Annotated in this window: 20 protein-coding genes; 13 read left to right on the top strand and 7 right to left on the bottom strand. The window is 54.1% G+C overall.

Annotation, left to right across the window (positions count from 1 at the left end):
* Positions 1-269: 269 nt before the first annotated feature.
* The 3 genes from SAMA_RS16570 to SAMA_RS16560 all read right to left on the bottom strand — a co-directional run bounded on the left by SAMA_RS16570 (position 270) and on the right by SAMA_RS16560 (position 3,932).
* Complete coding sequence (locus tag SAMA_RS16570; protein ID WP_041410604.1) at positions 270-1,637, bottom strand: tetrathionate reductase family octaheme c-type cytochrome; 1,368 nt, start codon at positions 1,635-1,637, stop codon at positions 270-272.
* Between the two features lie 88 nt (positions 1,638-1,725).
* Positions 1,726-3,465, bottom strand: coding sequence for a DUF3373 family protein (locus tag SAMA_RS16565; RefSeq protein WP_041409925.1), 1,740 nt, complete (start codon positions 3,463-3,465; stop codon positions 1,726-1,728).
* A 137-nt stretch (positions 3,466-3,602) separates the two neighbouring features.
* A complete protein-coding gene (locus SAMA_RS16560; RefSeq protein WP_011761285.1) occupies positions 3,603-3,932 on the bottom strand; it encodes a c-type cytochrome in 330 nt (109 codons plus the stop codon).
* 622 nt (positions 3,933-4,554) lie between these two features.
* Between SAMA_RS16560 and phsA the strand changes: the two genes are divergently transcribed.
* The 4 genes from phsA (at position 4,555) to SAMA_RS16540 (ending at position 9,738) form a co-directional block, all read left to right on the top strand.
* Positions 4,555-6,837, top strand: a complete 2,283-nt coding sequence (gene phsA, locus SAMA_RS16555; RefSeq protein WP_011761284.1) for a thiosulfate reductase PhsA — start codon at positions 4,555-4,557, stop codon at positions 6,835-6,837.
* A gap of 13 nt (positions 6,838-6,850) precedes the next feature.
* Entirely contained in the window at positions 6,851-7,417 is a 567-nt protein-coding gene (locus SAMA_RS16550; protein ID WP_011761283.1) for a 4Fe-4S dicluster domain-containing protein, read from the top strand.
* A gap of 2 nt (positions 7,418-7,419) precedes the next feature.
* The gene (gene nrfD / locus SAMA_RS16545) at positions 7,420-8,406 is read left to right on the top strand and encodes an NrfD/PsrC family molybdoenzyme membrane anchor subunit (protein WP_011761282.1); all 987 of its coding nucleotides are present in this window, start codon (positions 7,420-7,422) and stop codon (positions 8,404-8,406) included.
* Positions 8,407-8,544: 138 nt separating this feature from the next.
* Positions 8,545-9,738: a conjugal transfer protein TraF gene (locus SAMA_RS16540; RefSeq protein WP_011761281.1), complete on the top strand. Its 1,194-nt coding sequence runs from the start codon at positions 8,545-8,547 to the stop codon at positions 9,736-9,738.
* Between the two features lie 21 nt (positions 9,739-9,759).
* Here the strand turns inward: SAMA_RS16540 and SAMA_RS16535 are convergent, their stop codons facing one another.
* Together SAMA_RS16535 and metJ are read right to left on the bottom strand one after the other, a co-directional pair.
* On the bottom strand, positions 9,760-10,497 hold the full coding sequence (locus tag SAMA_RS16535) for a sulfite exporter TauE/SafE family protein (protein ID WP_011761280.1): 738 nt from the start codon (positions 10,495-10,497) through the stop codon (positions 9,760-9,762).
* Positions 10,498-10,561: 64 nt separating this feature from the next.
* On the bottom strand, positions 10,562-10,876 hold the full coding sequence (gene metJ, locus SAMA_RS16530) for a met regulon transcriptional regulator MetJ (protein WP_011761279.1): 315 nt from the start codon (positions 10,874-10,876) through the stop codon (positions 10,562-10,564).
* 214 nt (positions 10,877-11,090) lie between these two features.
* Here metJ and metB point away from each other — a divergent pair, with 214 nt between their 5' ends.
* From metB to SAMA_RS16500, 6 genes are all read left to right on the top strand, one after another.
* A complete protein-coding gene (gene metB / locus SAMA_RS16525) occupies positions 11,091-12,251 on the top strand; it encodes a cystathionine gamma-synthase (protein WP_011761278.1) in 1,161 nt (386 codons plus the stop codon).
* A gap of 13 nt (positions 12,252-12,264) precedes the next feature.
* A complete protein-coding gene (locus tag SAMA_RS16520) occupies positions 12,265-14,658 on the top strand; it encodes a bifunctional aspartate kinase/homoserine dehydrogenase II (RefSeq protein ID WP_011761277.1) in 2,394 nt (797 codons plus the stop codon).
* A 174-nt stretch (positions 14,659-14,832) separates the two neighbouring features.
* Entirely contained in the window at positions 14,833-15,723 is an 891-nt protein-coding gene (gene metF, locus SAMA_RS16515; RefSeq protein WP_011761276.1) for a methylenetetrahydrofolate reductase, read from the top strand.
* A 348-nt stretch (positions 15,724-16,071) separates the two neighbouring features.
* Positions 16,072-16,272 (top strand): cysteine-rich CWC family protein, encoded by a 201-nt coding sequence (locus SAMA_RS19450; protein ID WP_011761275.1) that lies wholly within the window; start codon positions 16,072-16,074, stop codon positions 16,270-16,272.
* A gap of 41 nt (positions 16,273-16,313) precedes the next feature.
* The gene (locus SAMA_RS16505) at positions 16,314-16,868 is read left to right on the top strand and encodes an SRPBCC family protein (protein WP_011761274.1); all 555 of its coding nucleotides are present in this window, start codon (positions 16,314-16,316) and stop codon (positions 16,866-16,868) included.
* A 112-nt stretch (positions 16,869-16,980) separates the two neighbouring features.
* Positions 16,981-18,360, top strand: a complete 1,380-nt coding sequence (locus tag SAMA_RS16500; RefSeq protein ID WP_011761273.1) for an alanine/glycine:cation symporter family protein — start codon at positions 16,981-16,983, stop codon at positions 18,358-18,360.
* Between the two features lie 274 nt (positions 18,361-18,634).
* Here SAMA_RS16500 and SAMA_RS16495 read toward each other — a convergent pair whose 3' ends face one another.
* Positions 18,635-19,990, bottom strand: a complete 1,356-nt coding sequence (locus tag SAMA_RS16495) for a flavohemoglobin expression-modulating QEGLA motif protein (protein ID WP_011761272.1) — start codon at positions 19,988-19,990, stop codon at positions 18,635-18,637.
* 122 nt (positions 19,991-20,112) lie between these two features.
* Positions 20,113-20,295: a hypothetical protein gene (locus tag SAMA_RS16490; RefSeq protein WP_011761271.1), complete on the bottom strand. Its 183-nt coding sequence runs from the start codon at positions 20,293-20,295 to the stop codon at positions 20,113-20,115.
* 273 nt (positions 20,296-20,568) lie between these two features.
* Here SAMA_RS16490 and SAMA_RS16485 point away from each other — a divergent pair, with 273 nt between their 5' ends.
* The 3 genes from SAMA_RS16485 to SAMA_RS16475 are packed head-to-tail and all read left to right on the top strand — an operon-like array spanning position 20,569 to position 24,852.
* Complete coding sequence (locus SAMA_RS16485) at positions 20,569-22,686, top strand: CHASE domain-containing sensor histidine kinase (protein ID WP_157608358.1); 2,118 nt, start codon at positions 20,569-20,571, stop codon at positions 22,684-22,686.
* Positions 22,683-23,111, top strand: coding sequence for a response regulator (locus SAMA_RS16480; RefSeq protein ID WP_011761269.1), 429 nt, complete (start codon positions 22,683-22,685; stop codon positions 23,109-23,111). The genes SAMA_RS16485 and SAMA_RS16480 overlap by 4 nt, the downstream gene beginning before the upstream one ends.
* Before the next feature lie 10 nt (positions 23,112-23,121).
* Positions 23,122-24,852 (top strand): EAL domain-containing response regulator, encoded by a 1,731-nt coding sequence (locus tag SAMA_RS16475; protein WP_011761268.1) that lies wholly within the window; start codon positions 23,122-23,124, stop codon positions 24,850-24,852.
* Positions 24,853-24,891: the final 39 nt, after the last annotated feature.

Below are 24,891 nucleotides of genomic sequence, written 5' to 3'. Positions count from 1 at the left end.
CAGAGTCCCAAAAACTCCATGGATTTACCATGGTGGTGGACAACTTGACCCTGATTATCTTTAAGTTCCGGATTGTTGTGACTTTTTGAGGCTGTCCTCCGGGCTGGGTCTTGGCCCATAAAAAAACCGGTACTCAGAGAGAACCGGTTCAGGCAGGAGCGAATGCCTGGAATCTGTTGCAGAGATGCCACCGTTTATCCCCGGCGGAAGGGTGATGAATGTAAGGGGCCGGATTGTCCAGCCCCTTGAGGTGCCAGTGAGCGATTGCGTCACTTGCTCTGGTTGTGTCTTGGGCCCTGTTTGTTTTTCATCGGGTCACCTTCGTAACCCAGAGCCTTCCAGTCGAGACGGTCGCCGCCGTTGTGGCAGGCATTACACTTGAGGGCTTCCTCTTTTTTTGACACCATGTGGTTGATTCTCCACCACATTTCAGTTGGCGCAAAACCATATTCGCCGCTGTAAGCAATCCCCTTGGCCTTCAGCGTCGGGTTGGCCTCCATCCCCAGTTTTGCCGCTTTATCCCAGTCAAACTCGGTCCAGTAGCCGCCGGCACCGTAGGTTTTGGCTGTGGCAAGAATATTGTGTTTCTTGTCATAGATTTGCTTACCTGTGTGCACCTTGAAGGGGTAGATTTTTGCGCCCGCATCCTGAATATCCCCGAGAGGATAGGAAAGACGGGTCACTTCATCGGCCTTGATGGGGTCGCCAGCCATGTAGGCACCGGCTTTGCCGTTGTACCAGGCGTAAGCGGGCTTAACCATCTTGCCCCAGGTGAAGCTGCCTTTCTTCTTCTGGAAGGTCTTGCGGCCGTACTCGTCCAGGGTTTCTTCCCTGTCCTGACCCGCCGTTGACCAGTCCCAGCTCATCTTGGTCGCTTCATTACGGGCGAAGAAGGGGATGTGGCAGGTCTGGCAGGCCACAGTGGCTGTGTGTTCGTTGATTTTCTTGTTTTTGTGCGGTGCGCCTTCGTGGCAGTTTTCACAGCCAATATGGTCGATACCACCGGGAGATACACCCATGGCATTACCGCTGATGGCGTGGGACTCAGTGGTATGGCAAGCCTGACATTGGAAGTCGTTGCCATCTGCATCCATGTGCACATCGGTGGCTTTGTCGGGGTAGGCCATGGAAGAGTCCAGATCCCCGTGTTTCACCGCATCACCGCCGCCACCGTAGAAGTGGCAGCTGCCGCAGTTGTCGCGCACTGGCTTACCGACATTTTTGGCTACCTTCTCCAAATCCACCTTGGCCAGTGGCTCACCGGCGCCTGCGGGATCTTTAATATAGGTGCCTGTGGTGTCGTGACACACCAGACAGTCCACTTTGGAAGCGTCGGCAAAATCAAAGCTACTGTCCTTCCAGCCGTAACCCGCGTGACAGCTGGTGCAGCGTGGCTCGTTACCGGCGATGGAAGTACAGAAGTTGTTGATGGCGTTCTTCTTTCCCCGCTCAACTGTGCGACCGGGCAGCTCCTGGGTCAGGCTCCAGCTCCAGTGGGAGGTTTTCATAAAATCGTGGGCCTCATCTTCGTGGCACGCCAGGCACTGCTGGGTCACCTCGGTACCTGAGGCGAAGGGGCCTTCGATGGCTTCCTTGTGGGGATTGTCGGCCATCGCCAATCCGCTGCCCAGCAGCATCACGCCGGACAGGGGGGCAAGGGCCCATTGGGAGAAAACTGTTCTCATGGTCAAACTCCTGCCCCGGCAGTGCCGGGGCTTTGAGAGGTTAGAACTTCACTGTGAGTGAGGCGTTGAGGTCCACGGCGGTATCCACCACGGGCAGCAGGGACACGGCGCTGCCTGCCATTACGTCATCCACCTTCACTGGTGCACCAACCGGGGTGCCAGAGCCGGTGTACTCATAGTCGTAGTAAAGGCCAGCGAGCTTGATAAACATCCGGGGATTGACCTCGAACAGGTAGTAGGCCTCGACCACATGGCCACGGGTGGCGAGCTTGCTGCCGATGGGGTCGTCCTGGGCCTGGGTGAAGGGACTCCAGTATTTGGAGCCGTAGTTATACTCGAGACCAAACTTGCCGTAGGGGGCGGGCATTTGCATGCCGATATAGACGCCGTAGCCGTCGTGGGCGGCATCACTCTCGGCGGCCAGCGGCACCATCATCAGCTCGCTGCCATCGGCACTGAGTTTGCCCGTAAAGGTCGCGTCGGTGAGCAGGCCGCCAAACATGCCTGCATTGCCGTTTGACTCGGCGCGGGTCCAGCCCAGTGACGCAAAGGCTTTAAAATCTTCATCAGATTCATACACGTAGCCCAAGCCACCCAGGAACATGTCACCAATCACACCGCTGGGTTGTACCCGGGTGACAAAGTTGAAGCTGTCGAACTTTTGCATGTCCTGATACATGGTGGGGGCGAAAATGGCCGCCAGTTCGTTGGGGAAGGCCATGGAGCCCTTGAAGCCATCGTTGATGTCCTTGGCGCCGAACAGGGTCAACTGCACGAAGTGGTTACCATCGTTGATGACGTCGATGTTGAAGCCGCCGAGGTGGGTGTCTTCGGTTACAAGGTTGCCAAACAGTTCGCCATTACCCCACTGGGACTCAAAACCCTGGCCATAACAGAAGCGTACGACCTGGCCTTCGATGCCGGTGATTTCACCCAGGTTATAACCCAGGGTGGCGCCATCGAAGTTAAAGTGCACCAGATGGCCGGAAGGCGTGCCGCCGCGCTGTTCATTTTCGCGGATATTTGAAGGAGGGCCATAGGTGGATGGACGACGGCCGATAGACAGATAGAACTCGCTGCCACCGATGTTTTTCCAGTCGAAATAAGCACGTTCTACCCGCAGCCAGTCACCGCTGGTGTTGCCGGAATTGGTACCGTCCATGGAGAAAGAACGCCAGGAATCGAATACCTGCACACCGGTAGAGTCGCCCCAGTTTTTGTACATGGACAAACGCCCGGCAAAGTTCACGTTTTCCCATACATTGGCTTTGATATCGAGGCGCAGACGGGTGGTGTAAAAGAGGTCGTTGTCGATATCGTAGGTGTTTGTGCTGCCAAGGGCCCAGGGCATCACACCGGAGAGTTGCCCACCCATAAAGGCGGCGGCCATATCCGGGTTGGCGGCCATCATCTTGCCAAGGGGGGAGGTCGGATCCATGGGATCGCCGTATTCACCGGCCATGGCACGGCGGCCGAAGTCATCAAAGTTCATCTTGATGCCGGGGTTCCAGGTGACATCACGGTAGTGCAGCGAATGCACCTTGGTGCGAAAGTCGCCACTGAAGGTGATTCTGTCCAGTGCTGTGTGGCGTTCGGTTTTATTGACTCGGGTATCGAGGTCTGCCAGTTCTTCGGACAGTTCATCGATTTTTTGTTGCAGCCGCTCGATTTTGGCCTGGTCGCTATTTGCGGTGTTGTCAGCGGCCAACGACTGAGAGGTGAACAGTAAGGGAGTAAATCCCAGTGCACTTGCCACTGCCAGAGAGATAAGGGTACGCATACTCACGCTCCTGACCGGTCGCGCCGGTCGAATTTGGGTTGTAACAGGCCCTGGGGTTTGCCCCATGCATCCCGCAACCCGGGAAGTTTTTTCTGGTGTTTGCCCGTTATTGTCGGGCGAGGCTTATCCGCTTGGGGTTAGCCGCAGGTCTGCGGTTGGTCCGAGTCGGCAGCGTGGTCATAGAGAAACTGCTGTACGTCTTTCAGTTCCTGCTCAGACAGCTTTTGGAATACTTCGGGTTTGCCCTTGTGCATATCCTTTTCGAAGAATCTGTCCCATTGGGCCATGGTTTTGCTCATGGGGGTGAGTTCACCGGCTGCGTCACCTTTGCTGTGGCAGGTTTTGCATTCTTTCTTGTACAGGTGTTTACCTTTCTTGGGATTACCGCCATCGGCTGCCATAGCGCTGCTGCCGAGGATCAGGCCAAGGAGCAGTCCAAGGCCAATGGAGTGGGTCGTTTTCATCATCATCTTCCTTTCGCGGGTTGGCTGGTTTTCTTCCCTGAACGGGGAGCCGGGCTCCCTCATTTCCTGTTGGCTAAAATTTAACAAAGGACGATAAGGAGAAATTTGAAGTGGATCAGATCCATGAAATTTATCTAATTGATAAAAATTTCATTGAAAAAAATCTAATGAATAGTTGGTAATGTTATGAAAAATAGTGATTTTAAATATTAACGATCACTAATTTATGGTCGGAAACACTGGTTAACAGTGTGTGATCTATGTGACGTTTTTGAATATCATGCTCCACTTAACTACCTCTTTAGGGGTGTGTTGGCGTCGAATTCACTGCTTTGTCGGTCCTGTTAATGACTTCTAATTGGGCTGTCGGATTCAATGAGCCACCGCTAACGAGAGTCAATCTATCCTGTGTGGTGTCAAACCCGCTTTCTCCAGGGGGGCTGTTTACAGCGGCCCGGACTTTTAGTGTTGCCTCCATCACAAAGGGGGGCGCTATGTGGTTTTCCACAATATCCCTGCCAACACGCCCTGCCGACAATGGCATTAGCCGGTGAATGCCCGTCATTCGCCACAGAAGAACGATAACGCTAATCCCATTCTGCCCTTTGGGCATTTGGAGGAAACCATGATAGAGCTCTGCAGGCGCGACTTTCTCAAAGGTGCAGGTGCGGCCGGGGCGGGGTGTGCCCTGGCCACAGCGCTGCCTGGGACGCTGGCGGCCATGGGGGCCCAACCCCTCAGTGGCAGCGAAAAAGCCATTCCGAGTATTTGTGAAATGTGCTCCACCCGTTGCCCGATTTCGGCAAGGGTTTTGGATGGCAAGGCCGTGTATATCGAAGGCAACGCAGCAGCCAAGTCCTTTGGCGGCAAGGTATGTGCCCGGGGCGGTGCCGGCCACAGCTTGCTGTATGACCCACAGCGGCTGGTAAAACCCCTGAAACGCGTCGGCGAGCGCGGTGAAGGTAAGTGGCAGGAAATCGAATGGAGCGAAGCCTACGGCATTCTTGCCCAGCGGCTCGAACAAATCCGCCGCGACCATGGCGCCGAAACCGTGGCCTTTTCATCCAAATCGGGCTCGCTGTCGGGGCATCTGTTCCACTTTGCCAAGGCCTTTGGCAGCCCCAATACGTTTACTCACGCAACCACCTGCCCCGGCGCCTATGTGGTGGCCGCTAAGGCCATGTTTGGCGGAAAGGTGAAGCGGGATTTGGGTAATTCCAAATACATCATCAACTTCGGCCATAACCTTTACGAAGGCATCAATATGTCCGAAACCCGCGCCATGATGAAGGCGCAAACCGACAAGCGCGCCAAGCTGGTGGTGTTTGAGCCGCGCTTCTCCATCGTGGCCGATAAAGCCGATGAGTGGTATGCCATCCGTCCCGGCTCTGATGTGGCCGTGGCGCTGGCGCTGTGCCATGTGCTGATTAGCGAGAACCTCTACGACAAGGCCTTTATCGAGCGTTACGTGGAAGGCTTCGAGGCCTTTGCCGCCGAAGTCAGCGCCTATACCCCCGAGTGGGCAGAAACCATTTCCGATGTGCCCGCCCAAGACATTCGCCGCATTGCCCGCGAATTTGCCAAGGCCGCGCCCCATGCGGTGGTGGACTTTGGCCACCGTGCCACCTTCACCCCGGAAGAGTTTGATATGCGCCGGGCCCTGTACGCGGCCAACGTACTGATTGGCAACTTTGAGCGCAAGGGCGGTATCTACTTTGGCCAGAAGGCGGCCGGGTACAACAAGCTTGCAGGAGAATCCGTGGCGCCTGTGTTGGGTAAGCCCGGCGTGGCCGACATGCCCAAGCCCACAGCCAAGCGTATCGACCAGATGGATGAGCAGTACGCCATGATGTGGAGCGAGGGCGGCATTTATCAGTCGGTTATCGATGCCACCCTGGAGGCCAAACCCTACCAGCTGCGCGGCTGGGTAATGTGCCGTACCAACCCGATGCAAACCATGACTGACCGCGCCAAGGTGGTTGAGTCGCTGAAAAAGCTCGATTTTGTGGCCGTGGTGGACGTGTATATCAGCGAAACCGCCGCCTGGGCCGATTTGATTTTGCCCGAGTCCACCTACCTTGAGCGCGATGAGGAGATCAGCGACAAGTCCGGCAAGAGCCCCGGCTACTACGTGCGTCAGCGGGTGGTGGACGTGATTGGCGATACCAAGCCGTCATGGCAAATCTTCCGCGAGCTGGGTCTTAAGATGGGCATGGACAAGTACTACCCCTGGGAGACCATGGAAACCCTGCAACTGCTGCAGGCCAACAAGGATGTGGCGCTTTTGAATCACATCAAGGAAAAGGGCTTTGTCAGCTATGGCAAGCCGTTGATGCTGCGTGAAAAATCCATGGTGCAGGAGTTTGTGACTGCCTATCCAGGCGCCCATGTCGCGGATGAGGACGGCAGTTACGCCAGCCTGCTCAAGTTCAAAACCCCCAGCGGCAAGATAGAACTGGTGAGCCCCAAGGTGGAAGCCATGGCCCCGGGCCGCGGCGGCATCAAGTACCGGCCCGTGACCTTAAAACAGCCCAATGAGCTCTACTTCATTCAGGGTAAGGTGGCGGTGCACACCAATGGTGCCACCCACAATATCCCTATGCTCGCCAATCTGATGTCGGACAACGCCGTGTGGGTGCATCCCAGCACAGCCGAGGCGCTGGGTATCAAGGATGGTGATGCTATTCGGCTTAAATCCAGCGTGGGCGTGGAAGAAGGCAAGGCGCTCGTCACTAAGGGCATTCGCCCGGATACCCTGTTTGCTTACATGGGCTTTGGCTCGAAAAACCGTGAGCTGGTGCGTGCCTCCGGCAAGGGGATCCACTGTGGAAACCTGCTGCCCAATATGACGGCGCCTGTCTGCGGCATGAACGTGCACACCACGGGTGTGATCCTGGAAAAGGCATAAGGGGGCCCGGACTATGAGCAAAAGATACGTAATGGTGCACGACGAGAACAAGTGCATCGGCTGTCAGGCCTGTAGCGTGGCTTGCCGCAGCATTAATCAGGTACCCGATGGCGTAAGCCGCTTGCAGGTGCGCATCGAAGGCCCCTTTGGTGAGGCGCCCCATTTGCACTTCAAGTACAACCGGGTGTCGTGCCAGCAGTGTGAGGATGCGCCCTGCGTCAAGGTGTGTCCGACCGGCGCCGCTTACGTTGGTGACGATGGCATTGTGTCCATCAAGGCCGAGAAGTGCGTGGGCTGCATGTACTGCGTGGCCGCCTGCCCCTACAAGGTGCGCTTTATGAACCCTGAAACCAGGGTGGCGGACAAGTGCAACTTCTGTAAGGAAACCCGTCTTGCCCGGGGTGAACAGCCCGCCTGTGTCACTGTATGCCCAACAGATGCGCTCTGTTTCGGTGATGCAGCTGACCCTGCCAGCGAGGTGTCCAAACTGCTTGCCACCAAGGTGAGTTATCAGGACAAGACACATCTTGGCACCAAACCCAGGCTGTACCGTATTCCAGCCAAGCGTGGAGGTATCTGATTATGAACAATATCTGGGGTGATATGAGTCAGTACGACGGCATTACCTGGCATTGGGTGATTGCGGTGTACCTCTTTATGGCCGGTTTGTCGGCGGGCAGCTTGTTGATGGGGATTGGTCTGCGCTGGTATCGTGGCCAAACTCAGGGCAGTAGCCAGAGCCGTGCTGAAAGCGCCGTGCTCAAAGCCGCCGCCTTGATTGCGCCCATCGCCATTTGTCTTGGGATGCTGTGTCTGGTGTTTGACCTGACCAAACCGTTCCACTTCTGGCTGATTTTGATTAACTACAACTTAAGCTCGGTGATGTCGATTGGGGTGATAGCGCTCCTCGCATACATTCCGCTGACCTTTGTCTATGCGCTGGTGGTGCTCAAAGATGAGCTGCCAAAGTGTGGTTTGGGCTTCCTGGGCGGCCTCGCCGATAGCCTCGGCAAGCTTCGCGGCATGCTGGAAGGAGCGCTCTTTGTGCTGTCGCTGGTGGTGGGGGCCTATACAGGTTTCCTGATTTCCGCCATGAACGCCTATCCCATGCTCAATACCGCGGTGCTGCCTGCGCTGTTTTTGGTATCGGGTTTATCGGCGGGTGCGGCGGCCAACAGCCTGCTGGCGGTGACGATGTTTGGTGGCGATAAGCATAGCCCCCAGGCTTCCGGCTCCCGCTCTGGTGGCTTCTCTGGTGACCTTGAGCGTCAGCACGCCTTCGAGCTGCCGGTGATGGGCATGGAAATGCTGTTCCTGTTTATGCTGTTTACCGCGCTGTATTTCAAAGGTGGCGCGGCGGCAGCGGCGCTGGCATCGATCTCTGGCGGACTGTGGGCAGCTGTATTCTGGATTGGGGTAGTGGCTATCGGCTTTGGGGTGCCACTGATGATGCGCCTCAGTGGTAAACACGGCCGCAGCGCCATGGTCACAGCGGCCTGCGCGAGCCTGATTGGGGTGCTGGCACTGCGGCATTTTATCCTTTACGCCGGTCAATCTTATCTGTCTTGATTACTCTAATCGATTAGCCCAAAAAGCCCGCATTTGCGGGCTTTTTTTTAGATGATATTTCAGCGCGTTGTTCCACGCTGAACTAAGCTTTTAAAAGATTGTTGCCGGGTCAAAAACAGAAAAATCAGGGAGAACAGGATGAAGATGAAACTCATCGCCGCCTCGTTGGGGCTGATACTCTGTCCGTACAGCTTTGCTGCCCAGGATGTGTTTGAAGCCAGAAGTGACGCCCTGGGCGGCACGGGTGTGGCGTCGGCCAGTTTGGAGGCGGCTCCCTGGATGAACCCGGCGCTCCTGTCTTTACCCGGTTATACCGAAGGAGACTTTGGACTGCTTATTCCTGTGCTTGGTGCAGAGGTCTCTGATCAGGACAATATGACCGACAAGTTCGACACCCTCGAAGATAATTACGACGGCCTGGACGGCGCAATCGACAGAGGGGATGTGGATGCCATCGATAGCTTTCGTCAGGCCTTGCTTGGTGATTTACGTGGGCTGGATGGCAATACCGCGTACGCCTCTGCAGGCATAGGGTTCAGCTTTGCCATGCCCACCAAAGGAATCAGCTGGGGTATTTATTACCGCAGTTACCTCGATGGTATTGCCTTGGCGGACATCAGCGATGCGGACATCCAGCTTCTGGAAGCCCTCGACCCACAGGCTCCGCCGGCGCTGGACGATTTAACCTCCCAGGGGCGGGTGATTGCCGGCGCTTCATCTGAGTTGGCGCTTTCGGTCAGCTTGCCGTTATCCATAGTCAATATGCCCGTTACCGTGGGGTTGACTCCCAAACTGCAGCGGCTCGACAGCTTTAATTATGCGGTCAGTGCCAACAATTTCGATGCCGGTGATTTCGACAGCGACGATTATCGCAACGATGATACGGGCTTTAACCTGGATGCCGGTATTGCCATGATGCCCATGGACGGATTGACACTGGGGCTGGTGGGCCGGAATTTGATTGAGCGTGAGCTGGATACCGTAGAGTCAGAAGGGGTCAGTGCCATTTATCGGGCAGGTCCCATGGTCACTTTTGGCGCCGCGTTTCAAAGTGGCAATTGGCAGCTGAGTACTGACCTGGATTTAATGGATAACGAGAAGTTTGTTGGTCTTGAGGGTACCAAATATTGGCGCTTGGGAGCCGAATGGCATGCGCTGGATTGGTTGTCACTGCGGTTGGGTTACCGACAGGATCTCAATGACATGACCGCCGATATCTATTCTTTCGGTACCGGTTTTCAGATAGGTTCAGGATTCAAGCTGGATTTGGCCGGTATGTGGGGAGATAAAGACACAGTGGGTGCCGTGCTGCAAAGCTCCTATCACTTTTAAGCCTGCAGCACCTTTGCCGCATTAACTTGCCAGCAAAACCACCAGTGACTTGGCCGCCAGCACCAAAGCACTGATTGAGCAAAGAACCAGAGTCGCGACTCTGGTTTTTTGCTTATCGACCCGCCCAAGGAGGCGACCTGCTACCCAATAACCGCAAAATACCGCGGGCAACAGGATGACTGACCATTGGAGCTGCGACACAGTTACCAAACCGGCAAAGGCCAGGATACTCAAGGCTATCAATGAGCTGAAAATAAAAAATGCCGACAGGGCCGCGCGGAATTTATTGGGGTCTTTACCGGCCAGCAGAATCGCCATTGGTGGGCCGCCAATGGCGGCTATGGTGCCAAAGATACCGGACACAGTGCCAGCGATAAACAGGGTCAGGCGATTAATGGGCGCGCTGATTTTCATCAGGCTCAGCATCATGGCCAGCGCCACAATCACGGCTATGGCGAGCCCCAATATGGATTGAGGTGCCATGAGCAGCAGACTTGCACCCAGAATACCCCCCGGAATGCGTCCAAGCAGGGCATACTGAAGACCGGCAAACTCCAGGGCGCTGCGCTCTCTGAGCAAAGTGAGCAGGGCGATGGAGAAGCCCATCAGAATAACGGGCACGGGCACCAGTTCGGGTTCAACCAGATACAAGAGCGGGCTGGCCACCACGGCAAGACCAAAGCCAATCAGGCTTTGAATCAGGGCACCGCTGAAAATAATCAGCAGGGCAAGGCCCAGGGTGATGAGGTCGGGAAACATCAAAAGCGACTCCAAAAACGACACAAGGACCCGTTCGGGTCCTTGTGATATACAGCTGGGAGAGTTATTCCATGTCTTCCCATTCGATGCCCATCTCATCCATCAGTTTTTTCGCCTCTGATGGGATGGAGTCGGGTTTGTCCTTGGACAGATCATCGTCGTTTGGCAGTGGCTGGCCGGTGTAAGCATGCAAAAAGGCTTCACACAGCAGTTCACTGTTGGTGGCGTGACGAAGGTTGTTCACCTGGCGACGGGTACGCTCGTCAGTGAGGATCTTCAACACTTTTAAAGGAATAGACACGGTGATCTTTTTCACTTGCTCATTCTTTTTGCCGTGCTCAGCATAGGGGCTGATGTAATCGCCATTCCACTCAGTCATTGACTCACCTGTTTATTCCAAAATTCGCAGCAGATTTTAAACCCTTACAAACTACAGTCAAATTATTGCTGCGAAATCACCCCAAACATCAATAGATTTTCTTACGTTTAGACGTCTAAACGTCTTTATGCCTATTGACCTGTTGCCGGTGCTTAGGTAAATTTAGCCATCCAGACATCTTTATTTCCGTGCGGTAACATCGGAGGAGTACAAAATGACACAGCGCAAAGCAGCCACCATCGCGGTGCGTCAGGGCATAGAGAGCGATACCCAGCATGGTGCCGTGGTTCCTCCCATTTATCTGTCGACCAATTACTCCTTCGATGGCCACAAGAATCCGCGCAAATTTGACTATAGCCGCTCGGGTAACCCGACCCGCTGTATTCTGGGCGAGGCGTTGGCCGAGCTGGAGCAGGGTGCGACCGGCATTATTACATGCACAGGTATGGCTGCCATCACGTTGGTGACCAGCCTGCTGGGACCGGACGATCTTCTGGTAGTACCCCACGATTGTTATGGCGGCAGCTATCGTCTCTTTACCAACCTCGCCAAAAAAGGTGCCTTTAAGCTGGCTGTGGTCGACCAGACAGATGATGCAGCGCTGGCGGCGGTAATTGCCCAAAAGCCACGCATGGTGTGGCTTGAAACCCCATCCAACCCGCTGCTGCGGGTAGTGGACATTCAGGCCATCTCTGACGCCAGTCATGAAGTTGGCGCTCTGGTGGTAGTGGACAACACCTTCCTGTCGCCCATCTTGCAGCAGCCACTGCTTTTGGGGGCCGACATAGTGATCCACTCCACCACCAAATACATTAACGGTCACAGCGATGTGGTCGGCGGCGCCGTGATTGCCAGGGATGCCGAGCTCGGTGAAACCCTGCACTGGTGGTCCAATACTCTGGGACTGACCGGCAGCGCCTTTGACAGCTATCTTACCCTTCGTGGTATCCGTACCCTGGCTGTGCGGGTACGTGAGCATCAATCCAATGCGCAGCGCATAGTGGACGTGCTGAAGAACAGCCCCCAGGTGAGCAAGGTGTATTACCCCGGTCTTGCAGACCACCCAGGCCATGACATAGCCGCACGGCAACAAAAAGGCTTTGGCGCTATGCTGAGTTTTGAACTGGTGGGCGGTGAAAAAGAACTGGTGGCTTTCCTCGACGCATTACAGCACTTCAGTGTGGCCGAAAGCCTGGGAGGTGTTGAGTCGCTGGTTGCCGTGCCCGCTACCATGACCCACAGAGCCATGGTGCCAGAAGCCCGCGCCGAGGCCGGAATTAAAGACACCCTGCTGCGACTGTCGGTGGGGATTGAAGATGCAGAAGATTTAGTGGCCGATATCCAAGCCGGCCTGGCTGCCGTGGCAGCCTGTTGAATAGGAGTCAGTGATGGCGCGTTGTCATTTGCATAAGTTTGGTGGCTCCAGTTTGGCGGATGCCGATTGCTACCGCCGCGTGGCCCATATCCTGTTGACCCAGGGCCACAGCGACGATCTGGTGGTGGTATCAGCCGCCGGTAAAACCACCAACTTTTTGTATAAGCTGCTTTCGCTGCGTGATGCCGGTGAGTTGTGGCAGGAAGAGTTACAGGTACTGATTAGCTATCAGCAAAACCTGATTGAACAGTTACTCAGTGCCGAGCAGGCTCGCTATCTGCGTGAGCGTCTGTCGACCGACAAGGCTCAGCTGGTCAGTCTCCTGTCATTGGCGACTCTGAACGATTATCAGACCAGCCATGTGGTGAGCTTTGGTGAGCGTTGGTCCGCCAGGTTGATGGCGGCACTCTTGCGTGAATCCGGCGTGGCGGCAAGCCACGTGGATGCCTGCAGCATACTGGTGGCAGATGAAGGCGCCGTGCCCAATATTCGCGAGCAGGAGTCCCGCGAAAAAGTAGCTGCCATGCTGGCCGAACATGAAAACGAACGCATTGTTATCACGGGCTTTATCTGCGCCAATCCGGCCGGTGAAACCCTGTTGCTTGGGCGTAACGGCTCTGACTTTTCCGCGACCCTGATAGCCAGTCTGGCAGATATCGAACGGGTCACCATCTGGACTGATGTGGAAGGGGTGTTCAACGCCGACCCGAATAAGATAAACGATGCCAAGCTGCTCAAGAGCATGTCACTGGCGGAGGCCGACCGCCTGGCGCGTTTGGGTTCTCCTGTGTTACACAGCCGCACTTTGCAGCCCCTGTTCAACACCCAGGTGAGCATGGCAGTGCGCTCAAGCTACGCGCCTCATACCGATTTTACTCTGGTTGCTCCAACCAGCTCTCAGGCCAGTGCCCCGGTTGTCACCAATCTGAGCGAAGTGGCGCTCTTTAGCCTCACCACCCAGGCAGACACCGATGCCCTGTTGGCAACATTGTCTGCCTCTGGCTTAACGCCGTTGGCAAGCTGGCAGGGTTCCAGGGGTGGGCTGGAACTGGCCTATACTCCGGAAAATCTTAAGCAGGTCAGCGCCTTTTTAAAGGCGAACGCCGAGGCATATGGTCTGGGCGATGTTTCCATCAGCAACGATTTTGGTTTGGTGGCACTGGTGAGCGCCGATGCGGTACTGTACCGCAAGAGTTTTGCCCGCCTGCTCAGTCGCGAGGCCAAGCCTTTGTATCATGATACCCTGAGCCTGGTGACTCTGGTGCCAAAGGCGCAGGTGAACCTGCTTACGCAAAAGGTGCACCGCCGCTGCGCCGGGCCACGCAAGCGTATTGGCGTCATTCTCCTTGGTGTTGGCAACATCGGCGAAGCCTGGGTAAGCCTGTTTCGCCGGGCCCAAAGCAGTCTGTGCCGTGAGCTGGAGGCGCGGATTGAACTCGTGGGGCTGGTCAGCTCTTCCCGCGCCTACATCAACAATGCCGGTGTGCACCTGGAGAACTGGAAAACCGAATTTGAGGAGTACGCCACCGACTGGCAGTACGGGCAGTTGTTCGAAGCCTTATCGACACTGAATTGCGATGAGCTGGTTGCGCTGGACATCAGTGCCAGTGCCAGCCTGACCTTGCAGTACCCGGAGTTTTTTGCCCGTGGTATTCATGTGGTGAGCGCAAATAAGCTGGCCGGTTCTGGTCCCTTGCCCTTTTATCGCGATCTCAAGCAGCAGTTGGGTAACCGTCGTCTCTATTGGCGCTACAACGCCAGCTGCGGTGCCGGTTTGCCGGTGCAGCATGCGCTTAACGATTTGCACAACAGTGGCGACAGCGTAGAAGCCGTGGGCGGGATATTTTCCGGTACTCTCTGTTGGCTTTTTGAACACTATGACGGTCAGCGTCCTTTCTCTGATTTGGTCATTGAGGCCCGCGGCCTGGGTATCACTGAGCCGGACCCGAGGGACGATCTTTCCGGTCGTGATATGCAGCGCAAGCTGCTCATCCTTGCGCGGGAAATTGGCCTGGATCTGGAGCTGGATGATATTCAGGTCGAGTCTCCTGTACCGCCGCATCTGGCGGAGCTGACGCTGGATGAGTTTCTTGCCCGCATTGATGAACTCGATGCCCCCATGGCGGATGCCTTGGCGGCTGCCGCAGCCGAGGGCAAGGTGCTGCGTTATATCGCTGCGCTGGACAGAGCCGGTGGTCAGTTAATGGCACGGGTAGGGTTGCAGTGGGTCGACAAAGCCCACCCTTATGCCAATCTCACCCCGGGCGACAATGTGTTTGTCATTCGCAGTACCTTTTACCAGGGTAATCCTTTGATTATCAGGGGGCCCGGTGCCGGTCGTGAGGTAACAGCCGCGGCTGTTCAGTCAGATCTGGTGCAGATCTGTCGGGATCTCTTGCAGGATTGATTTTATAAGATATTGAATAACAGGGACTCTTTTGAGTCCCTGTGTTTTTTCCGCCTTCTGCTCGCAAAAAGGGCAAGATCGGGCCATTTTTTAACTTGACTTAGTGACGGGAATCTCTAGTATATGGCCATATAGACGTCCAAACGTCCATTTGAAAAATTGAGGGAGTTATCAATGGCATTTCATCACGCACAACACGCAAACTCACTGAACCAGAATCTGGCTGAGGTTGGCGATATCAATGTGTCATTTGAATTTTTTCCGCCCTCAACTCCTGAGATGGAAAAGATCCTGTGGAACTCCATCCGCCGCCTCGAGCCGCTGAATCCCAAGTTTGTGTCTGTAACCTACGGTGCCAACTCGGGTGTCCGTGACCGCACCCACGGTGTGATTGAGCGTATCCAGCAAGAAACCCAACTGGTTGCCGCCCCGCACCTTACGCTGGTGGATGCCAGCGATGAAGAGTTGTTGGCCCTGGCCAAAAATTACTGGCATCAGGGCATTCGCAATATTGTTGCATTGCGTGGTGACTTGCCTGCCGGCAGCCCCAAGCCAACCCGCTTTGCCGCCGATCTGGTGCGTTTGCTGAAGAGTGTGGCCGACTTTGATATATCGGTGGCAGCCTATCCGGAGGTGCATCCGGAAGCTGCCAATGCCCAGGCGGATTTGGTTAATCTCAAGCGCAAAATCGATGCCGGTGCCAACCGTGCCATCACCCAGTTTTTCTTCGACGTAGAATCCTATTTGCGCTTCCGTGACCGTTGTGTGGCCGCAGGTATTGATGTGGAAATCGTACCGGGCATTCTGCCTGTGACCAACTTTACCCAGCTCAAGCGTTTTGCAGCTATGACCAACGTGAGTATTCCCGGTTGGTTGCATCGCCAGTTTGAGGGCCTGGAAAATGACGCAGCTACCCGTCAGTTGGTGGGGGCCAACGTGGCCATCGATATGGTGAAGGTATTGGCCCGTGAAGGCGTGAAAGACTTCCACTTTTACACCCTGAACCGTGCCGAGCTGAGCTACGCCATTTGCCATACCTTGGGGGTACGTCCGAAGCAGGACTGATTTTTATCCGAATAAGGTCTGGCAGGGCTCCTTTTTGAAGGAGCCTTTTTGGTTTTTGGCGGTTCTTACGCTATGGTTTTAGTCACTAAGGTAAGGGGGTGATGGACAAGGATGCCAACCACCATGAACGACAAAATCCGCTTGCTGGAACAGCAGCTTCCCATGGATGTGACTAAGCTGATAATCTCGTTATCCATTATTATTGCTTTGTTTTTCTTGCAGTTCAGGCCTGATAGCCCATCGGGTGTCCTACTGTGGAGCGCTGTGCTGATTTACGCGCTTCTGTCCTTTGGCAGCCTCCTGTACCGCTTGATGAGGTTGAAACATTGCTACCGACAGCGACCTTGAATGACTAACCCCAAGCAGTGCCCGCTTTGCCAGGCTAACAATGATTGCGCCGTACAAATCGGTAAATCCATTGACGCTTGCTGGTGTGTGGGCGCCCAATTTCCCCGACAATTGCCCCAAGACAGGACCTCATGTCTGTGCCAGCGCTGCGCAGAGAGACTTGCCAAAGCAGATAAATTGGACATAAAACAGGTGAAGTAGCGGATTTGGCTGTACCGCAATCACTGGAGCAGGAGCCCGCTATGCTGAAAAAATTCCTTATCGTGATTTTATTGCTGTTAGCCGCCCCCTTTATGGTGGCCCTGTTTATTAAGTCGGATTATGAGGTCAGTGTCAGTCGCACCATCGACCGTCCGCTTGATGAAGTCTTTGGCTACCTCAGATTGCTGAAGCATCAGGATGAATTCAGTGTCTGGGCCAAGATGGATCCCAACATGCAGCAGCATTTTACCGGCATAGATGGAGAGCCCGGTTTTGTCAGTGCCTGGGAGAGCAGCAATCCCGATGTGGGTAAAGGCGAGCAGGAAATTATCGCCATAGTGCCCGGTAAGCGAATTGATTACGCGCTTCGTTTTATCGAACCCTTTACGTCCAACGACAGCGCTTATCTCATCACTGAGCCCATTGAAGACGGCAGCACCCTGGTGACCTGGGGTTTTGTGGGCCATATGTCGTATCCCATGAACCTGCTTATTCCCCTGATGGATGTTGAGTCCTTAATCCTGAAAGACCTGGATACCGGTCTTGCCAATTTGAAACAAATACTGGAGCGGCAGGCGACGCCCCAGCCTGAATGATTCTGGCTTTCCAATTGTTAACTATTCGTTGTAATCTGGTCGCTGCGCTCGCCCCGGCTCGGGGTGTGAGAAGAACAAGATAAATAAGAAGAAAAGCATCGACGAGGTTTGAATGGAAGCTGTAACTGAATTAGTAAAGTCGCTGAATAGTCTGGTGTGGGGTATTCCCATGCTGGTCATGATCCTCGGCGTCGGCCTGTACCTGTCCCTTGGACTCAAGCTGTTACCCATCCTTAAGCTTGGCAAGGGCTTCAGATTGCTGTGGTCGGGCAGAACGCCCGGTCAGGGCAAAGAGGTGAAAGGCGATGTCAGTCCTTTCAACGCCTTGATGACCTCGCTCTCGGCCACCATAGGTACGGGTAACATCGCCGGTGTGGCCACCGCCATTTTTGTGGGTGGCCCAGGCGCACTGTTCTGGATGTGGTGTACCGCTCTGGTGGGTATGGCCACCAAATATTCTGAGGCCGTGCTGGCGGTGCGATATCGCGAAGTAGATGAAAAGGGTAACTATATCGGTGGCCCCATGTACTACATCAAGAATGGTCTTGGCAGTAAATGGACCTGGCTTGGCACTGCGTTTGCGCTGTTTGGCTCCTTTGCCGGTTTCGGAATTGGCAACACAGTGCAGGCCAACTCTGTGGCTTCGGCGCTGACCAGTAACTTCGGTGTGCCTGCCTGGGTGTCGGGTGTGGTGATGATGGTGCTGGTGGGGCTGGTGCTGATGGGCGGTATCAAGCGTATTGCCATCGTGGCCGGTAAGCTGGTTCCCCTGATGACCATATTTTATATTACCGCCGGTATTGCCGTGTTGGTGGTGTATGCCAGTGAAATCCCTGCCGCTTTGAGCCTGATTATCTCCAGCGCTTTCAGTCCTGTAGCAGCTCAGGGTGGCTTTGCCGGCGCTGCCGTGATGGTGGCTATCCAGATGGGGGTTGCCCGCGGCGTATTCTCCAACGAGGCGGGTCTTGGCAGTGCGCCCATTGCCCACGCGGCTGCGCAAACCAAGAGTCCTGTGACTCAGGGACTGGTGGGCATGCTGGGGACCTTTATCGATACCATCATAGTGTGCAGCATTACGGGTCTTGCCATCGTGGTGTCCGGCGCCTGGACCTCAGGCGAAAATGGCGCGGCGCTCACCTCTTACGCCTTCTCCCACGCCTTGCCTATTGGTGACTATATTGTTGCCGTTGCGCTGGCGATTTTCGCCTTTACCACCATCCTTGGCTGGAGTGTGTACAGCGAAAAATGCGTCCAGTATCTTTTGGGGGTGAAGGCGGTGATGCCGTTTCGTCTGATTTGGACTCTGGTGGTGCCATTGGGGGCCATGGGGTCGTTGGACTTTGTCTGGCTTCTGGCCGATACCCTCAATGCCATGATGGCCATCCCCAACCTGATTGCCCTGGCTCTGCTTAGCCCTGTGGTATTCAAGTTGACCCGCGAGTTTTTCTCCAGCCGCGATGAGGCCAGTACCAAGTCTGTAGAAGCGGAGTAACTGAGTGAGCTTACGGTGAGCCTGTTGCTGTTGTGTCTGGAGGGCCGCTCGTCTACCTTGGCCAACACCAGCCGATGGATGCACCAGAGTCTGGGCGAGGCCACGGCAGCGTTATACAGTCAGGAAATCGTGTTAAGGCACAGCCAGGATGGGCTGATATGAGTGTGCCGACAGGCCTTTCGCAGATGTTTAGCCGTATCGCGAGTGGCCTTTAAAGTCAGTATCTCAGTAATAAAAAAGGATGCCTCGGCATCCTTTTTTGTTTGCTGCACCTTTAGTCGGCCGGGGCGTCGAATTCGGTATCTTCCACCGAGGGGAACATGGGTTCCACGTTGGGGATGATGCGGAACTGGCGCTGAAAATGGCGCTGCACCCCTTTAAGGTTGATATTGCCAAGTCCGGTAGCGAAGCCAAACCAGGCATAAAGGCCACTGTAATCATCAAACATGGGTGGCAAGTATCTTGGCCCTGCAAGTATGCCCTCGCGGTAGGCAAGATACAGAGTAGGAATATCCTCAATAGCGAGCTTGCCAAGGAACAGCATGGGGATAAGTTCCGGGATCCCCGAGGCAATGGCGCTGCGGATAAAGTTCACGTTTTCCACGTAGCCGCGGACATAGGAAATATCCTTGGTGAAACAGCTGCCGCCTGCCACCATGCCGCCACGGAACACCCGCTGTGTCACGCGGTAACTGTCTTTTTTACTTAGATTTTGGTCGCGGAAATAGCGATAGACTTCAATAAAGTCGGCGCCGTTTTCGGCCATATCCACCGCTGCCACCCGATCGCTGATACGCCTTGCGCGCCCGGGAGTGGAACTGAGGGTGAGCATTTCCAGCAGTACGGCCAGCCCTTCCTGCGCCGCCGCTACCCTGGGGGAGCCTACGCTCAGCCAGGTGGCGTGGGGCTGTGCCCGGCCATTCAGTGTTGTGCCAACGTGTACCCAGCCTTCGTGGACTTCATACACATTGAGGTCGGCCTTGCTGAACATGGCTTTGGAGTTGATTTTAACTGTGTCGCCCCCAACGGCAGCATCAGACACAATGCCGTCGCTTAGGCGCACCCGCATTTCATCACTGTGGAAGTAACGGCCCAGACGGCTCCCCAGGTGTTCAACCGCGCTGGCTGCATCAATTTCTTTGGGATGCTGCTTGTTCATGTGCGCGGCTGCGGGCAGTGAGAAGATATAACTCAGGCGGTCACCCAACTGCCTGAGGGTATGCCTGTCGCCGTGGAGTTTGTTGCTGGCGCTGCCGTAGAGCGCCTTGCTCAGCTTGCCAAATTGGGGGGTTCCCCTGTGGCCCAGCATATCGATAACCAGACGGTATTGGTCAACGTTGGCGACCAGAAGCTTACCTAAAGCATCGTCCTTGCCCAGCGTCTTTTGGATGTCCTGCTTAAGGGACTTCAGTGCTTTCTGGGTGGCGAGGGAGTCAAATGGCAGGGGAAGATTGTCGTAAAAGGCTTTGTCTACCTGCGGTAATTGTCTGGCTCCGGCATCGAAAAATTGCTGTTCAAGCTCCCTGGGCCACTTAATGGCATCCAGGATCTTGATGGGTGCTTGCAGATGGATCAGTTGGTCGGAAAAGCGTCGCAGGTGTTCACAGTACCTGAGTTTTGCATCGTTCATTCATTAACGCTCTGGGGACGGCTTGGGAATATCATAGCCACAAGCGCCATGGAGAACCACATAAGCGGCTGAATTTATAAGATTGGCCGGGGCTTCAGGGCAGGGATTAGCTGCCCCCGTTGTTAAAAGTCATCTTCATCGTCCAGGCCCAGTGCCTTTTTTAATTCGGCGCGTTCGAGATAATCATCCAATCGACGCTTGACCTCCTGTCGGCGCTTGAGGGCTTTTGCTGCCTGAGCATTTTTGGGTGAGGTCAGTTCTTCCATTTCGCTATCTTGGGGCAGGATTTCAACTATTCGAGCCATAACGAATTCCTCATGGGTTAATTAAGGACTTTCTAACCACTTTGGTGGATTGAGAAAAGCAAAAATTATTTGTTGAATGGGTAAAAAATGTTCTCTCTGTTCCACTCTGTGAGTATGGTCATAAATTTCCAAAAGGGGGCATCACTCTGGAATAAAAGACCTACTAAAAAAGTCGGACTTTAACTTGCACATTGGCACTTATCGGCCAGACTAAAAACATGTATGAAGTGAGTAACAATGACTCTAGCCATTTAAAATCAAGGATGATTTAAGGTGAATTCCCAGGCAGCAACCAAAGACCCCACTCGATTTCATCTCCCACTTTTTGTGTGGGGGGTGATGCTGGTGTCCATGGCGTTTGCCTTCACAGGTTGGTACCAGTTTCATCAGTACATCAACGATCTCAAGGAAGAACGTTTTGAAGACATGGCGCAGGAGCTGAAATTGGCTATCGAGACCCGTATGCTGGCCTATGAACAGGTGCTGCGCAGTGGGGTAGGCTTGTTTAAGGCATCCAATGGTGTGTCCCGTTCCGAGTGGCGCACCTATGTGGCCAATGCCAAGCTGGACAAGTACTATCCCGGCATTCAGGGGGTGGGGTTCAGTCAGGTGGTGCGTAAACCACAACTGCAAGCATTCGAAGCCGCAGTCAGAGCTGAGGGATTCCCTGCATTCAAGGTTTACCCCGATGGCGATCGCCCCATCTATCACTCCATTCTCTATCTCGAACCCTTTGATTGGCGAAATCAGCGGGCCTTTGGCTACGACATGTATTCAGAGCCCAGGCGTCGGCGGGCGATTGATTGGGCAACCGAAACAGGTAACGCTGCTATTTCCGGCAAAATTACCCTGGTACAGGAAACCGGCGAAGATCTCCAGGCCGGTTTCCTCATGTATCTGCCACTCTACGCACGGGACAATGCGCCAAGCGGTGATACTTTGCTTGGCACTGTTTATGCGGCGTTTAGGATGGACGACCTGATTCGTGGCATCCTGGGTAATCGATTTACCCAGTTACAGCTGGAGATTTTTGATGGTGGCGAGTTAATCGAAGATAACCTGATGTTTCGTTCTCCACGGGCTGATAGCTGGCGTCTTCAAACTGAGTTGCCCATTGAAATGGGGGGGCAGAAGTGGTTGCTTCATGTGGGAAGTAATGAAGATTTTCTTAGTCAGTCGGAAGCGTTTCAGAGCCAATTAATGCTTTTTATGGCTGTCGTTTTTCAGCTGTTAATGTTCTATTTTCTCCTCAGTATCGCTAAAGCCAGACATCAGGAAAGCCTGCTCTCGCGGGAGATAATGAACAATGAAAGCCGATTCAGATTGGTGGTGGAAGCATCGCCCAGCGCCCTTATTATCACCAACAGGCGCGGTGTGATTACTTTGGTGAACAAGCACACAGAGCAGCTATTTGGCTATACCAGGGAAGAACTGCTGGGTAAGAGTGTGAATGTACTTTTGCCCGAAGCATTGGCAAAGGTGCATCAGGGGCATATGGAGTCCTATCTGGCCAATCCCATTGCCAAGAAAATGTCGCTCAGGGATGAACTCTATGGCAGAACCAAATCCGGCGGTTTGGTACCTGTGGAAGTCGGTCTGACACCTATTCATTTTGCTTCCGGAATTTCGGTGCTGGCCACCATTAACGATATTTCGGTGCGTCGAAATATTGAGGAGCAAAGGATGGCCCATACGCTGGAGCTGGAGCGTATCAATAAAGAACTCGACAGTTTTGCGTACATAGCCTCTCACGATCTCAAGTCACCCCTGCGGGGGATTGAGCAACTTGCACAATGGATAGAAGAAGATCTAAAGGGCAAGTTGGACCCGTCCACCGGCAAGTATCTGCAGCTCATTCAAAGCCGTATCCAGCGCATGTCTCAGCTGCTGGATGGTCTGTTGCTTTACTCACGCATTGGTCGGGCCGAGGAGTCCTTCTCACCGGTGGAGGTCAAATCCCTCATCAAAGACATCTTTACCCTGGTGGCACCACCTGTTGGTTTTAATCTTAAACTCTGTGGTGAGTTTTCCACTATCAACACCGCCAAAGTGCCGCTGGAGCTGGTGATAAGAAACCTCTTCTCCAACGCCATCAAGCACCACGATAAGGGTGAGGGAGAAATCAGTGTCAGTGTCGAAAGTTGCGGTGACATGCTGAAGTTCTGTGTGGCCGATGATGGGCCAGGGATCCCAGCCGAGTATCAGGAGAAAGTCTTCAATATTTTTCAAACACTCAAAGCACGGGATGAAGTCGAAGGCTGTGGATTGGGCTTATCACTGGTGCGCAAAACCGTAGAACGCTATGGCGGCAAGGTCTGGCTGATTTCTCAGGGGAGAGGATGTCAGTTCTGGTTCTCATGGCCAAAACAATTGGGGGCGCAAAAAGCATGACAGACGCGCAATACCGTGAAGTGGTGCTGTTTCTTGTGGACGACGACGACGTGGATTACATGGCGGTGGAACGCGCGATGCGTCAAATGCGCCTGCTGAATCCGCTGGTGCGGGCCCGAGACGGCAGGGCCGCGCTGGAAATGCTCAATGGAGGCGCGGTGCAGGGGGCCTTTGTGATTCTGCTGGATTTGAACATGCCCAGAATGAATGGCCTTGAATTTCTGCAAGCCCTGCGCGCCGATCCGCAGTTTGCCTCTGCAGTGGTGTTTGTGCTGACTACCTCCCGTGCCGACGAAGATAAGTTGGCGGCCTATAGTTTCAATGTGGCCGGTTATGTGGTCAAAAGTAATATAAAAGACGAATTTGAAAGAATTATCAATATGTTGGATGGGTACTGGCGCATAGTGGAATTACCCAAATTATGAAGGTTAAACCATGAATTTATTACTGGTTGATGATGATGCAGTCGATCGTGAGATGATAGTTCGCGCGCTGTCCCAGTCAGACCGTGGTTTTACCGTGTCTGAGTCCTGCTATGCCAAAGATGCGATGATCAAAATTAAGCAGCAGCACTTTGACGGCATCTTGTTGGACTATATGCTGCCCGATGCCAATGGTCTCGAAGTCCTGACCTGGCTCAATGACATCAGCAACGAGAGTATTGCGGTGGTGATGATAAGCCGCTACGAGGATGAAAAACTGGCTGAGCGTTGCATAGAATTGGGCGCGCAGGACTTTTTGCTTAAGGATGAAGTCTCCTCGAGTCGTTTGTGCCGTGCCATTATCAATGCAAAGCAGCGTTTTTCTATGGCCAGGGCCCTGCGCCGAAGTCATGAAAAGTTACGTGAGCTTGCCGAACACGACTCCCTCACCCGGCTGGTGAATCGCTATGGCTTTGAATTGTGTCTGAATCGTGCCCTCAGTCAGGTACGGCGTACCGGAGGTATGCTCAGTGTTATCTTGCTTGATCTCGATGATTTTAAAGGCGTAAACGATACCCTTGGCCACCAGATGGGTGATGTGCTGCTGGTGGAGGTGGCGACACGTCTGTCTTCGGCGCTGCGTGAAAATGACCTGATAGCACGCATTGGTGGCGATGAATTTGTGGCCCTAATTTGCGATCAGGATACCCGCTTTTTACCATTTGACCTCGCCAAGCGTTTACTCAGTACCTTTGAGGAGCCTTTCCAGCTTGGAGACAGCGCTGTGATGATGGGAGCCAGTCTCGGCATCGCCATATACGGTGAGTGCGCCAATACAGCTTATGACCTGCTGAAATGTGCCGACATTGCCATGTATCGCGCCAAGGAAGAGGGACGAAATCAAATCCAGTTTTATTCCCTTGATCTGGAAAATGAAGTTAAACGTCGCACCCGCATTGAGCAAGGGCTGCGACTTGCATTGAGTAACAATGAACTTGTGCTCTATTACCAGGGTAAATTTGATGCTCTGTCTGGCTATCTCAGTGGTGTGGAGGTGCTGCTGCGCTGGCAACATCCTACCGATGGCCTGCTGGCCCCCGATACCTTTCTGAGCATTGCCGAGGATGTTGGTTTGACCGAGCAAATTGGCAAATGGGTGCTCAACACAGCCTGTCAGCAGGTGAGCCTGTGGCTGAAACAGATTGGCCAATATTTGCCTGGTTTTTCAGTGGCGGTCAACTTCTCGGCGTCGCAAATTTCGGCGGTAAATCTGGTCTCTGTTATCGAACATGCTCTGGCAGAAAGTGGCCTGCCGGCGCACAATCTGGAGTTGGAAATCACCGAAAACGCCTTGATTAAAAACCCAGAGGAAATCGCTTCTGTGCTCGATAGAATTGAGAGCATGGGGGTGACTATGGCACTGGATGACTTTGGCACAGGCTATTCGTCTCTCGAGCACCTGATGCATTTCCCTATCCAGGTTATCAAGATAGATAAAAGCCTGGTGGCAACAGTGCCCCAGGATGAAAAAGGTTGCCGCCTGTTAACGGCGCTGCTGAATTTCGCCCAGGGCTTTGGCATGGTGTCGGTTGCCGAGGGGATTGAAACCCAGGCTCAGGCAGATTTTTGTACTGATCATGGTTGCAACCTGCTGCAGGGATACTTGCTGGGCAAGCCTGTGGATGCCAAGACATTTGAAACACAATTCCTGCTGCCAACACTTACCAAATTCCAACAGAGATAACTTGCCAAGCCTTGGTGATTACTACAAAATTTTCTCACT

Origin of the sequence: Shewanella amazonensis SB2B (genome assembly GCF_000015245.1) — a bacterium.
Lineage (GTDB): Bacteria > Pseudomonadota > Gammaproteobacteria > Enterobacterales > Shewanellaceae > Shewanella > Shewanella amazonensis.
The sequence above is the reverse complement of the archived record's forward strand: the minus strand, read 5'-3'. Positions and strand labels throughout refer to the sequence as shown.